Annotated in this window: 11 protein-coding genes and 1 rRNA gene; 8 read left to right on the top strand and 4 right to left on the bottom strand. The window is 36.2% G+C overall.

Annotation, left to right across the window (positions count from 1 at the left end; translation table 11 throughout):
* Positions 1-126 precede the first annotated feature (126 nt).
* The 4 genes from jag to rpmH form a co-directional block, all read right to left on the bottom strand.
* A complete protein-coding gene (gene jag, locus AC3CH7_RS20645) occupies positions 127-930 on the bottom strand; it encodes an RNA-binding cell elongation regulator Jag/EloR (protein ID WP_012296224.1) in 804 nt (267 codons plus the stop codon).
* Complete coding sequence (gene yidC / locus AC3CH7_RS20640) at positions 927-1,697, bottom strand: membrane protein insertase YidC (RefSeq protein WP_012296225.1); 771 nt, start codon at positions 1,695-1,697, stop codon at positions 927-929. The genes jag and yidC overlap by 4 nt, the downstream gene beginning before the upstream one ends.
* 351 nt (positions 1,698-2,048) lie before the next feature.
* Entirely contained in the window at positions 2,049-2,393 is a 345-nt protein-coding gene (gene rnpA / locus AC3CH7_RS20635) for a ribonuclease P protein component (RefSeq protein ID WP_031415843.1), read from the bottom strand.
* Between the two features lie 99 nt (positions 2,394-2,492).
* Positions 2,493-2,627 carry a 50S ribosomal protein L34 gene (gene rpmH, locus AC3CH7_RS20630; protein WP_004233310.1) on the bottom strand — a complete coding sequence of 45 codons (135 nt, stop codon included), beginning with the start codon at positions 2,625-2,627 and terminating at the stop codon, positions 2,493-2,495.
* Between the two features lie 562 nt (positions 2,628-3,189).
* Between rpmH and dnaA the strand changes: the two genes are divergently transcribed.
* The 8 genes from dnaA to AC3CH7_RS20590 all read left to right on the top strand — a co-directional run.
* Positions 3,190-4,584, top strand: coding sequence for a chromosomal replication initiator protein DnaA (dnaA, locus tag AC3CH7_RS20625; protein ID WP_419185265.1), 1,395 nt, complete (start codon positions 3,190-3,192; stop codon positions 4,582-4,584).
* A gap of 170 nt (positions 4,585-4,754) precedes the next feature.
* Complete coding sequence (gene dnaN / locus AC3CH7_RS20620) at positions 4,755-5,891, top strand: DNA polymerase III subunit beta (RefSeq protein WP_012291829.1); 1,137 nt, start codon at positions 4,755-4,757, stop codon at positions 5,889-5,891.
* A gap of 111 nt (positions 5,892-6,002) precedes the next feature.
* The gene (gene yaaA / locus AC3CH7_RS20615; protein ID WP_012291830.1) at positions 6,003-6,227 is read left to right on the top strand and encodes a S4 domain-containing protein YaaA; all 225 of its coding nucleotides are present in this window, start codon (positions 6,003-6,005) and stop codon (positions 6,225-6,227) included.
* Between the two features lie 3 nt (positions 6,228-6,230).
* Positions 6,231-7,346 carry a DNA replication/repair protein RecF gene (gene recF, locus AC3CH7_RS20610; RefSeq protein WP_012291831.1) on the top strand — a complete coding sequence of 372 codons (1,116 nt, stop codon included), beginning with the start codon at positions 6,231-6,233 and terminating at the stop codon, positions 7,344-7,346.
* Positions 7,347-7,438: 92 nt separating this feature from the next.
* Complete coding sequence (gene gyrB / locus AC3CH7_RS20605) at positions 7,439-9,373, top strand: DNA topoisomerase (ATP-hydrolyzing) subunit B (protein WP_012291832.1); 1,935 nt, start codon at positions 7,439-7,441, stop codon at positions 9,371-9,373.
* A 25-nt stretch (positions 9,374-9,398) separates the two neighbouring features.
* Complete coding sequence (gene gyrA, locus AC3CH7_RS20600; protein ID WP_012291833.1) at positions 9,399-11,864, top strand: DNA gyrase subunit A; 2,466 nt, start codon at positions 9,399-9,401, stop codon at positions 11,862-11,864.
* A gap of 141 nt (positions 11,865-12,005) precedes the next feature.
* Positions 12,006-13,088, top strand: coding sequence for an HD-GYP domain-containing protein (locus AC3CH7_RS20595; RefSeq protein WP_012291834.1), 1,083 nt, complete (start codon positions 12,006-12,008; stop codon positions 13,086-13,088).
* Between the two features lie 390 nt (positions 13,089-13,478).
* Positions 13,479-13,568, top strand: a 16S ribosomal RNA gene (locus AC3CH7_RS20590); the annotation flags it as partial.

Here is a 13,568-nt window from a genome sequence, read left to right as displayed (position 1 = left end):
GATAACAACCTTTTTTATAAAACTGAATTTCAACAAAAAATACAATTCTTTGTCTCATAAAAAAAGGTCATTTTATCACAAAGGATAAAATGACCTTTAAAACTATAGTGTCTGCATGTTTTAAATCTATTTATTTTTGACGGGCTCAATGACTAAATAACGATTTGGTTCTGAACCTTCTGAATACGTCTCAAGATCAAGACGATTGGCTAATTGATTATGAATTATTTTTCTTTCGTATGACGGCATAGGTTCAAATGCCACACGTTGATTTGAACGTAATGCTTTGTCCGCCATTCGATCAGCCAGTAACTCTAGTGCTTCTTGTCGACGTTCGCGATAGTTTTCCACATCTAATTTCACCATTAAGAACTGCTTAGCGCTTTTATTTAGCACTAACTGTGTTAATTGCTGTAAGGAATTTAATGTTTGACCACGTTTTCCGATAAGTAGAGCAGCTTTCTCACTTTTCAGCTGAAAATAAACGTATTTCCCTTCACGTGTTGTACTTATATCAAGATCATGAATATCCAATTGTTCAGCAATAGTTACTAAGTAAGTTTTTGCATCCTCAATTGGATTTGCTGAATCTTCTTCCTCATTTTGTTCGTTTACGACTTTTTGAACAGCTTCGATTTCATTTGGTTGATCAGAAACTTGTGAACTTATTGTTTCAACATCATCTACTGCTAATTGTTTGTCTAATTGAGTCGTTATTTGCGATTCGGCTTTTTCACTTTCAATGACCGGAATCTGAACTTCCTTTACAGTTACACGAACTTCTGCAGAGCGTGCACCAAAACCTAAAAATCCTTTTTTACCTTCTTGTAAAACTTCAACATCTACTTGTTCACGGGTTTTGCCAAGTTTCTGTAACGCTAATGAGATCGCTTCTTGTGTTGTTGCGCCTATTTGCGTAAGTTGTTTCACTTTTTAGCCCCTCCATTTTGAGCAGGTTGTGTTTTATCTTTATTCCAAGGTTTATAAATATACAGGTTTTGGAAAATCGAAATAATATTCCCGATTACCCAATATAATGATAATGCAGCTGGTAAGGCCATACCAAAGGCAATGATCATGAATGGCATAATATACATCATGATTTTCATTTGAGGATTATCCATTGCTGGTCCTGTACGTAATACGATAAATTGCATTAAACCTGCTGTAATTGCTAATGCAGGTGCAGGATCTGCTAGCGGGAAGATAAAGAAATTCCCTAAATCAAATGTAGATGTAGCATTCATACGGCTTATTGCATGATAAAAACCAATTAAAATTGGCATTTGAATGATTACTGGTAAACACCCTGCAAGTGGGTTTACGCCTGATTCACTCATCAGCTTCATCATTTCTTGCTGATATTGTTGTTGTGTCTGAGCATCCTTAGAAGCATACTTCTTTTGCAGTTCCTTCAATTTTGGCTGAATTTCTTGCATTTTTTTAGAACTCTTTGTTTGTTTAATCATTAATGGTAAAATTGCTAAACGAATAATGATCGTTACAGCAATGATCCCCCATGCATACGTGCCAAGTAGGTCAGCAAAGTATTTTATCGCTGATACCAACGGCCAAACAATGAATTCATTCCAGAAGCCAGTGCTTTCTTTGGAAATTGGTTCATTGAATTCTGTACAACCAGATAGTAGTAGAGCTACTGATACTAGTGACAAAATTACCCAATGTTGTTTTTTCAACCTTCTTCCCCCTACAATTACTATTCACTTTTTCAAATTCTATATGCATCTTCTTTATTCACTGACTGACAGTTTCCTGCCTTAAAATCTGTGACTTCTGACAGCAGCTTTATCTAAGCTTGAACAAAGATAAAGTTATCAGCTATTTTATCATGCCAATAACGTTTCACTCTACTAAATATTCTCACAATATACACTTATTCCTGAGTTTTGTGGCGAATTTAACATATTTTATAAGTGAAATCTAACGCTAGTAATACCCCTATGCGTATACCTACGTTATGGTATGCCATTTCACTCTTATTCTTAAAGCTAATCATACAGGCGCATTTTACCACTCGGTTGCATACATTACACTTTCCTCAATACCTTTGCGATTTTTAGTACATGTTGCAAACTTTGTTTCACTTCATGAAAATCCATAGTGGCCGCCGGTTGTCTGGCGATAATAACATAGTCCATATTCGGCTTTAAATCATCCTTTAAATCAAGAATACTATGGCGAATATAGCGTTTTATTTGGTTGCGTTTTACCGCATTCCCAAGTTTCTTACTAACCGATAAACCTACACGAAATTCTGTTTGTCCCTCTTTTTCTAAAAAGTAAACAACAAACTGACGATTAGCGAAAGATTTACCTTTTTTAAACACCTTTTGAAAATCATCATTCTTCTTCACTCTTTGGCGTTTTTTCATTTCTTTCACCTGCTAATAGATAATATCTTTGATCCTCACTTCTAGGTTTACCAAAAATAAAGAAAAAAAAGACCACTGATGTGGCTCAGTGGACTTATTTTATGCTGATAAAACTTTTCTTCCTTTACGACGACGAGCAGCAAGAACTTTGCGACCGTTTTTCGTGCTCATACGTGCGCGGAAACCGTGAACTTTACTGTGTTTACGTTTCTTTGGTTGGTAAGTACGTTTCATTTATATAGACACCTCCTGATATATGAGTTGAATTTTTCAACATACAGACTCGAATATTATATAAAGTAACTAGTTATTTTGTCAATGTATTTAACAAATTTCTTTTAGGTAACTATTCTATGTATCTAAATGCAACTACTTCATCTATCCTCAGAGCGCATTTAAATCCTCCGTAAAAGACACTCTATTATAACATTATTATAAAAATATTTATCCACAGAGGACTTGTTTTTTTTACACAAAGTTGTGTATAGTATTTTTTGCATATTTTTTTATCCACAACAATTATCTACAGCTTTTTCACATAAGCAGTGCTTGTGGACAACTCTAAAGTGCATAACTACAAGCTATGTGGATAAGTTTCATAAACTATTGAAATAGCTTTGTTTTTCTGATACGATTACTGTGCTTCACTTTGTTGAAAACTGAAATGAACATTTTAATTATCCACAACTGTTAATATGCTGTGGATAATTTTTATCACAGCCTTTGGTTAACTTTTATCCACAACTTGTGATTATGTGGACGAGTTGTAAAATGAACGTATTTACCATTTCTATAAATGCAATTTTTTTATGTATTGAACACTGTAAAGGAGATTAGTAGCTTGGAACATTTAGAAGAATTATGGAATAATGTCCTGGCTCAAGTTGAACAAAAAATTTCTAAACCAAGCTTCGAAACGTGGCTAAAATCTACCAAATTACTGTCCTACAATGGCAGTGGTTCAACTGTGACAATAGCTGCACCAAATTCGTTTGCTCGAGATTGGCTTGAGAATCATTATATTCATTTGATTACAGGTATATTAACGGAGCTTACAGGCGAAGACTTGCTTATTAAATTTGTTGTTCAAAAAAACCAGGATTCGGACGATTTTGATTTGCCGGCGCCGATTATCCAAGCAAAGAATAACGATCACCATGATATTTCACCGGGGATGTTAAACCCGAAGTATACTTTTGATACGTTTGTTATTGGCTCTGGTAACCGCTTTGCACATGCTGCCTCTCTAGCAGTCGCTGAAGCACCTGCAAAGGCTTATAACCCTTTCTTCATCTATGGGGGAGTTGGGCTTGGTAAGACACACTTAATGCATGCCATCGGTCATTATGTTTTAGAGCATAATCCTAATGCAAAGGTGGTCTATTTATCATCTGAGAAATTTACAAATGAATTTATTAACTCTATTCGTGATAACAAAGCACTTGATTTTCGCAATAAATACCGCAATGTGGATGTACTGCTAATTGATGATATTCAATTCCTTGCTGGAAAAGAATCAACTCAAGAAGAATTTTTCCACACGTTTAATACTTTACACGAGGAATCCAAGCAAATTGTTATATCGAGTGACAGACCTCCTAAGGAAATTCCTACATTAGAGGATCGGCTACGTTCACGTTTTGAATGGGGATTAATAACGGATATTGCACCTCCTGATTTGGAAACACGAATTGCTATTTTGCGTAAAAAAGCAAAAGCAGATGGTTTAGAGGTACCCAATGAAGTAATGCTCTATATTGCGAACCAGATTGACTCCAATATTAGGGAGCTTGAAGGTGCGCTTATTCGCGTCGTTGCCTATTCATCGCTCGTAAACAAAGATATTAATGCCACACTTGCTGCTGAGGCACTTAAAGATATCATTCCTAATTCAAAGCCACGAACTGTGACAATATTAGACATTCAAAATGCTGTTGGTGAGCATTTTAGTATACGTTTAGAAGATTTTACGGCGAAAAAGCGTACAAAGTTAATTGCTTTTCCTCGCCAAATTGCCATGTATTTATCACGTGAATTAACAGATTTTTCACTGCCGAAAATTGGCGAAGAATTTGGTGGACGTGATCATACAACTGTGATTCATGCTCACGAAAAAATATCTTCTTTGTTGAAAAATGACGTCCAGCTTCAACAAGATGTTAAACAAATTCGTAGCATGCTAGGGAAGTAATTACTGTGGACAATCCTACTATTTAAACACAAACTTATACACAGTCTATCTACATGTGGATAGACTGATTTTATTCATAAAAAGGCACTTATCCACAAATCCACAGAGCCTATTACTATATCTTTTTTATTTTATATAAATAAATAATATAAATATGTGAGGGAAAACGAATGAAATTTGATATTTTACGTGACCGTTTATTAGAGGGTTTAAATGATGTCATGAAAGCGGTAAGTTCAAAAACAACTATTCCAATTTTAACAGGCATCAAAATTGATGTAACTGAAGAAGGTATTCGCTTAACAGGTAGTGATGCGGATATTACAATTCAAACATTTATCCCCGTTGAGGAAGATGGACAACAGATCATTCACATTGCAGAAACAGGATCAATTGTTGTACAAGCCCGTATGTTTAATGAAATTATACGTAAATTACCAACAAATGATGTTGAAATTCAAGTAACTCCTGGTTTCCAAACGCATATTCGCTCAGGTAAATCGGAGTTCCATTTAATTGGCTCTGATGCAGCTGAATATCCATTATTACCTGAATTAACAGAGGATCAAAAATTTACTATTCCTGCTGATCTTTTAAAAACAATTATTCGTGAAACTGTATTCGCCGTTGCCACTTCTGAAAGTAGACCAGTGTTGACAGGTGTAAACTGGCAGATTAAAAATGAAACATTAATCTGTGTTGCAACAGATAGTCATCGTTTAGCAAGACGTAAGGTTCAACTGGAAAATTTACCAGAGGTTGAACATAGTGTTGTAATCCCAGGAAAAAGTTTAAATGAATTAAATAAAGTATTAGAGGATTCTACAAACCTTGTTCAAATTGTTATTACAAGTCAGCAGGTATTGTTTAAAACAGGGGATGTATTATTCTTCTCACGTTTACTAGAAGGAAATTACCCAGACACTTCCCGTTTAATTCCAGAAGAATACCAAACTAATGTTACAATTAATGGTAAATCTTTATTACAAGCTATAGACCGTGCTTCGCTTGTAGCAAGAGGGGATCGTAATAATGTTGTCCGTTTTGAAATATTGGGTCATCAAGCAGTTGAGGTTTCTTCTAATTCACCTGAAATCGGTAAAGTACAAGAAGAAATTCCTGTTGAGTCATTAGAAGGAGAAGGCTTGAAAATTTCCTTTAGTGCCAAATATATGATGGAAGCATTGAAAGCTATCGATGGCCAAGATGTAGTCATTCAATTTACAGGCGCAATGAGACCATTTATTTTACGCTCGGTTCATGACGATGCAATTTTACAATTAATTTTACCTGTACGTACTTACTAAAAATTTAAGATCTGTTAGGATAGTCGCAATTTGCGGCTATCTTTTTTACTTATGGCGAAATTTTAGGTATGATAGAGAGATAGACAGTCTGTATTTGGAGGGAAACACACTATGCAGGACATTAAAATCGATGAGGAGTTCATCACGTTAGGGCAGCTATTAAAAATATCTGATGCCATTAGTTCAGGTGGAATGGCTAAGTGGTTTTTACAGGAAAATGCTGTGTATGTCAATGGAGAAGTAGATGATCGTCGAGGTCGTAAATTACGAAACGGAGACGTTGTAAATATACCAGGATGTGGTCGTTTTCAAATCGTAGGACCAACTGGGCAGTAAACTATGCATATTGAACAAATAAAACTTACAAATTACCGTAATTATGATGCCTTAGCTTTAAACTTCTCTCCTAAAATTAATGTTTTCATTGGTGAAAATGCTCAAGGAAAAACAAATGTTATGGAGTCTATCTACGTACTAGCAATGGCTAAATCCCATCGAACAACGAACGATAAAGAATTGATACGTTGGGATTCAGACTATGGTAAAATAGAAGGGGCAGTTCAAAAAAGACATGGTATTTTACCGATAGAGCTTACGATTACAAAGAAAGGTAAAAAGGGCAAGATAAATCATATAGAGCAAAGTCGCCTTAGTCATTATATTGGCCAAATGAACGTCGTTATGTTTGCACCAGAAGATTTAAACGTTGTAAAAGGTAGTCCGCAAATACGCCGACGTTTTATTGATATGGAGATTGGGCAAATTTCGCCTGTCTATTTACACGATTTATTAACCTTTCAAAAAGTTTTAAAACAACGTAACCATTTCTTAAAGATGAACCAGGGCAAGTCCATGTCAAATGATGTGATGTATGAGGTTTATAATGAACAATATATTCATGCAGCTACCCAAATTATTCGTAAAAGATTTCAATTTATGGATTTATTGCAGGAGTGGGCTGAACCTATACATGCAGGTATATCACAAGGGAAGGAAACGCTCATTATAAAATATCGTACGGTAGCTGGAATAGAAAAAGAACATTCTTCTAGCGAAATTGAAAATACTTTACATCAAAAATTGATGGAAGCAAGAGAACGTGAATTTGACAGAGGTGTAACGTTAGTTGGTCCACATCGTGATGATTTGCAGTTTTTAGTAAATGGCTATGATGTGCAAACATATGGCTCTCAAGGACAGCAGCGTACAACTGCATTGTCTTTAAAACTTGCTGAAATTGAATTAATTAAACAAGAAACAAATGAAACACCCATACTACTTTTAGATGATGTCTTGTCGGAACTCGATGATTATCGTCAATCGCATTTATTAAATACCATTCAAGGTGAAGTGCAAACCTTTGTCACAACGACAAGTGTTGAAGGTATTCATCATGAAACGATGGAGCAGGCTCAACTGTTCCACGTGAAACAAGGTGCGATTGAAAAAAGTTAGCCAGGGTAGTTTTTTAGATTACAAAAGAATGGTAATAGTCAGCTCGGTTGACTGTTCATTCATTTACACACAATGATGTTATGAAGGAGTAGATGAAAGCCGTGGCTATAGAGAACGAAGGTTTACAAAACCAAGCTTATGAGGCCGATCAGATACAGGTATTAGAAGGTTTAGAGGCAGTACGTAAAAGACCAGGGATGTATATCGGTTCAACAAGCTCAAAAGGGTTACACCACTTAGTATGGGAAATCGTTGATAATAGTATCGATGAAGCTCTGGCAGGATTTTGTACTGATATACAGGTAACAATAGAAAAAGAAAATTGGATTCGTGTAGAAGATAACGGTCGTGGTATTCCAGTCAGCATTCAAGAAAAGATGGGTAAGCCTGCTGTTGAAGTTATCATGACGGTTTTACATGCTGGTGGTAAATTTGGTGGTGGAGGCTATAAAGTTTCAGGTGGTCTACATGGAGTAGGGGCATCCGTTGTAAATGCTCTTTCTGTTGAAACAATTGTGCAAGTTCACCGTGAAGGTCATATTCATGAAATCAAATTCCAACGTGGAAAAACGATACAAGAACTAAAGATTATTGGCGATACAGACCGTAATGGAACAACAACACGTTTTAAAGCGGACCCAGAAATTTTTAAAGAAACTACTGTTTATGAATATGATATTTTAGCTCACCGTATTCGAGAATTGGCATATTTAAATCGTGGAATCAAGATTACCATTGCTGATGAACGAGAAGGCGAGGAGCGTTCAACTACATATCACTATGAAGGTGGTATCCGTTCATATGTTGAGCACCTAAATCAATCTAAAGAGCCTATTCATGATCCGATTGATGTTCTTGGAGAAAAAGATGGTATCTCTGTTGAGATTGCTATGCAATACAATGCAGGTTTCTCTTCTAATATTTTTTCATTTGCTAATAATATTAATACGTATGAAGGTGGTACACATGAGTCTGGTTTTAAAACAGCTCTTACACGCGTCATTAATGATTACGCACGAAAAGGTGGATTGTTGAAAGAAGCGGATGCCAATTTGACAGGTGAGGATGTACGCGAAGGCTTAACAGCTATTGTCTCTGTTAAACATCCGGATCCTCAATTTGAGGGGCAAACAAAAACAAAGCTAGGGAACTCAGAAGTTAGTCAAATTACTAACTCTTTATTCTCGGATGGTTTTGAACGATTTATGTTGGAAAATCCAACTGTTGCACGCAAAGTTGTTGAAAAAGGTTTAATGGCAGCTCGTGCTCGTGTCGCAGCCAAAAAGGCCCGTGAGTTTACCCGTCGTAAAAATGCATTGGAAGTGTCAAGCTTGCCTGGTAAATTGGCGGACTGTTCTTCAACAAATCCAGCTGATTGTGAAATCTATATTGTTGAGGGTGATTCTGCGGGAGGATCAGCTAAATCAGGACGTGATCGTCACTTCCAAGCAATATTGCCTTTACGTGGGAAAATTCTCAATGTTGAAAAGGCACGCTTAGATAAGATTTTATCGAACGCAGAAATCCGTGCCATGATTACAGCATTCGGTACTGGTATTGGAGAAGAGTTCAATTTAGAAAAGGCCCGTTATCATAAAATCATTATTATGACAGATGCCGATGTTGATGGTGCACATATTCGTACATTGCTTTTAACATTCTTCTTCCGTTTCCTTCGTCCACTTATAGAGGCAGGCTATATTTACATTGCACAGCCACCACTTTATCAAGTGAAACAAGGTAAGCATGTTGAATATTGCTATGATGATGAAACATTAAAAGAAATTTTAGAACGTCTACCAAAAATGCCAAAACCGAATGTACAGCGTTATAAAGGTCTTGGTGAAATGAATGCTGAACAACTTTGGGATACTACAATGGATCCAGAGCACCGTACATTATTACAAGTAGAATTAGATGATGCAATTAAAGCTAACCAAGCATTTGAGCGTTTAATGGGCGATGAAGTTGAACCTCGTCGTCAATTTATCGAGGAAAATGCCGTTTACGCTAATTTAGATATCTAATTTTTCTTGAGAGGAGGTCTACACTTTGTCAGAACAAGAACGCTCCGGTGTTAAAGGAATTAATATTACAGAAGAAATTGAAACATCCTTTCTTGATTATGCAATGAGTGTAATTGTTTCACGTGCATTACCTGATGTACGTGATGGATTAAAACCAGTACATCGTCGTATTTTATATGGGATGCAGGAGTTAGGAAATACAGCAGATAAACCTTACAAAAAATCAGCACGTATTGTAGGGGATGTAATGGGTAAGTACCATCCACATGGTGACTCTTCCATTTATGACGCTATGGTACGTATGGCGCAAGATTTCAGCTATCGTTATATGCTTGTTGACGGTCATGGGAACTTTGGTTCTGTTGATGGTGATGGAGCTGCAGCTATGCGTTATACAGAATCACGTATGTCTAAAATTGCCATGGAAATGCTACGTGATATCAATAAAGATACAATTGACTATACAGATAACTATGATGGCTCTGAAAAAGAACCGATTGTTTTACCAAGTCGTTATCCAAACTTATTGGTAAACGGTGCTGCAGGGATTGCTGTTGGTATGGCCACAAATATTCCTCCTCACCATCTAGGTGAAACCATTGATGCGGTTATAGCACTTTCTGAAAACCCAGCTATTACCACAGAGGAATTGATGGAAATCATCCCTGGCCCGGATTTCCCTACTGGCGGATTAATTTTGGGCCGTAGTGGTATTCGTAGAGCTTATGAATCTGGCCGTGGTTCCATCATTATTCGTGCGAAGGTGGAAATTGAGCAAAAAGCTAATGGTAAGGAAACTATCCTTGTTCACGAGTTACCATACCAAGTAAATAAGGCTAAGCTGATTGAAAAAATTGCAGAGCTTGTCCGTGATAAAAAAATCGATGGTATTACGAATTTACGTGATGAGTCAGACCGTCGTGGTATGCGAGTAGTGATTGAGGTACGAAAAGATGCAAATGCTAATGTAGTTTTAAACAATCTTTACAAACAAACAGCTATGCAATCAAGCTTTGGTATCAATATGCTGTCATTAGTAAATGGTCAGCCAAAGGTATTAGGCTTAAAAGAAATGCTATACCATTATTTAGAGCACCAAAAAGTTATTATTCGTCGTCGTACTGAATTCGATCTTCGAAAAGCAGAGGACCGTGCACATATTTTAGAAGGCTTACGAATTGCATTAGACCATATTGATGAAATAATTGCGATTATTCGTGGTTCACGTAGTGGTGAAGAAGCGAAGCCTCAATTAATGGAGCGTTTTAATTTATCAGAACGACAAGCTCAAGCCATTTTAGATATGCGTTTAGTTCGTTTAAGTGGCTTAGAGCGTGAAAAAATTGAAGCGGAATATCAAGAGCTTCAGGTTCTAATCGCTGAATTAAAGGCAATTTTAGCGGACGAAGCTAAAATTGTTGATATCATTCGTACTGAAATTTTAGAGCTGAAAGACCGCTATAGTGATACACGCCGTACTGAAATTACTTCTGGCGGTATTGAAATGATTGAGGATGAGGATCTAATTCCTGTTGAAAATTCAGTCGTTACTTTAACGCATAACGGCTATATTAAACGTTTAGCTGCGAATACATATCGTAGTCAGAAACGCGGTGGTCGTGGTGTTCAGGGAATGGGTACAAACGAAGATGACTTTGTAGAGCATCTTATGAATACCTCTACACATGATACAATTCTATTCTTTACTTCCAAAGGTAAAGTATTTAGAGCGAAAGGTTACGAAATTCCAGAGTATGGTCGTACAGCTAAAGGGCTACCGATTGTTAACTTGCTCAATATCGATAAAGGTGAGAAAGTAACAGCGATGATTCGTGTTGGATCATTTGATGAAGATGCGTACTTTATCTTTACAACTAAAACAGGTATTACGAAACGTACACCTGTATCACAATTTGCCAACATTCGTACGAATGGTTTAATAGCTATCAGTTTACGAGAAGATGATGATCTTATTTCTGTTCGTTTAACAGATGGGGATAAGCAAATTATCATCGGTACACGTGATGGTATGCTTGTTCGTTTCCAGGAAGATGATATTCGTTCTATGGGACGTACAGCTGGTGGTGTACGAGGTATTAAACTTCGTGATGGTGACGAAGTAGTAGGTATGGAGATTGTTGAACCAGGACAAGAAATTTTAGTAGTTACTGAAAAAGGTTATGGTAAACGTACTTCTGAAGATGATTATCGTTTACAAAGCCGTGGTGGCGTTGGATTAAAAACAATGCAAATTACTGATAAAAATGGTCCGATGGTGGCTGTGAAAACAGTTGATGGTTCAGAGGATATTATGCTTATTACTATTAACGGCATGCTTATTCGTATGGATGTTAATGATATTTCATTAATTGGACGCAGCACACAAGGTGTTCGTTTAATTCGCTTAGGTGATGATGAATTAGTTGCAACTGTAGCTAAGGTTGAAAAAGAAGAAGAGTTGCCTGAAGATGAAGAGGAAATAGAGGAATAACTTAAACCGATGACGACAGCGTTCATGTCGTTCATCGGTTTTTTATTATAAATAATGAAAAATAAGTAATTATTTTGAATTACATGATAAAATAAAGGTACCCTTATTTGAAGCAAGTTAAAGTGGAGAGGTGTTCATTTCATGGAAACAATACATGTTCCAATTTCAGAGTTAGGCGTTGGTAGAGTAATTTCTGAAGATATTTTTGCTAATACACAGTATCCTATCATCTTTAAAGATACAACGATTTCCCATGTACATTTACAAGTTTTTCAGGCATTTAATATTTTTAACGTCCCTGTTTATAAAAATCAAAACGATATTCATTCAGAAAAGAGAGAAATAGATGTAGAAGTAGTAGTAGAGGACATTCCGACTTTTAGAAAATCTTATAATCATTCTATTGAACAATTTAAAAAGGAATTCAAAAATTGGGAAGCAGGTTCTAAGGTAGATATCGCCAAAGCGAGAACCATTATATTGCCTTTGGTGGAGATGGTATTGGAGGATCGAACAATTATTTTTGATTTAAATGAGTTTTCTAATCCTAAAGACTATTTATATCACCATTGTGTAGCTACTGCCCTGATTTCCTCTGTAGTTGCTCAAAAGTTGGGTTATGATAGGGGGACTACAATTCAAATTGCGATAGGTGGTCTATTGGCTGATTGTGGAATGGCTAAAGTACACCCCCGAATTCGAGATAAAAAGACACCTCTTACTGAGCAAGAGTTTGATGAAATTTATAAACATCCAATTTATAGCTATAACATGGTGAAGGATTTAACCATTTTAAAAGAAACTATGAAAGAGGCAATATTCCAACACCATGAACGTTTAAATGGTAGTGGATACCCGAAAGGTGAAAAGATTGCTAATATTTCTATCTTTGCACAAATCATTGCTGTGGCAGATGTATTCCATGCTATGACATGTGAACGAGTATACAGGTCCAAGCAATCTTCATTTAAAGTAATAGAAATGATTAATGAATCTGAGTTTGGTAAGTTTGATATTAAAGTGGTACGTGCATTAATCGATATTGTAGCGGATCTTCCTATTGGTACAATTGTTGAACTTTCTAACTTGGAGCGTGGAGAAGTCATGTTTGTAAATAAGTTTGCGCCAACACGTCCACTCATTAAATTAGTTCATACAGGTGAAATTTTTGATTTAGGAAAAAATCGCAGTTTTTATATTTCTCGAATTATTACTAATTTATAGAAAGGCACGCCATAACTATGGCTGCCTTTTCTCATTCATATTAAGGATAATAAAGAGAAGAGGTAGGCTATTACGTAAAGTAAAACACCTTCATTTACATTACTCTTTTCTACAGGCAATATAATATTTTCACGTACAATTAAGTATTTGAGTGACTAAAATATAATCTATTGAAATATTTTTAGATAATATGTTGACATAGTTGTCGAATCTTGATATTATAAATAAGTCGCCAAGAGGTGACGCTGAAATAAACAACATGAACCTTGAAAACTGAACAAGCAAAACGTAATCAATAAAGTTTTAAGTAGCTAGCCTAGCTAGTGAACGAAACAAAATTTTGGACATCAAAATGATGCCAGCAAAACAATTTGAGCTAATCAAATTTCTTTTATGGAGAGTTTGATCCTGGCTCAGGACGAACGCTGGCGGCGTGCCTAATACATGCAAGTCGAGCGAACAGAGAAGGAGCTTGCTCCT

The sequence above is a fragment of the Lysinibacillus sp. F12 genome, assembly GCF_057773605.1.
Note: the sequence above shows the minus strand (reverse complement) of the source record. Positions and strands in the feature narration are given on the sequence as shown.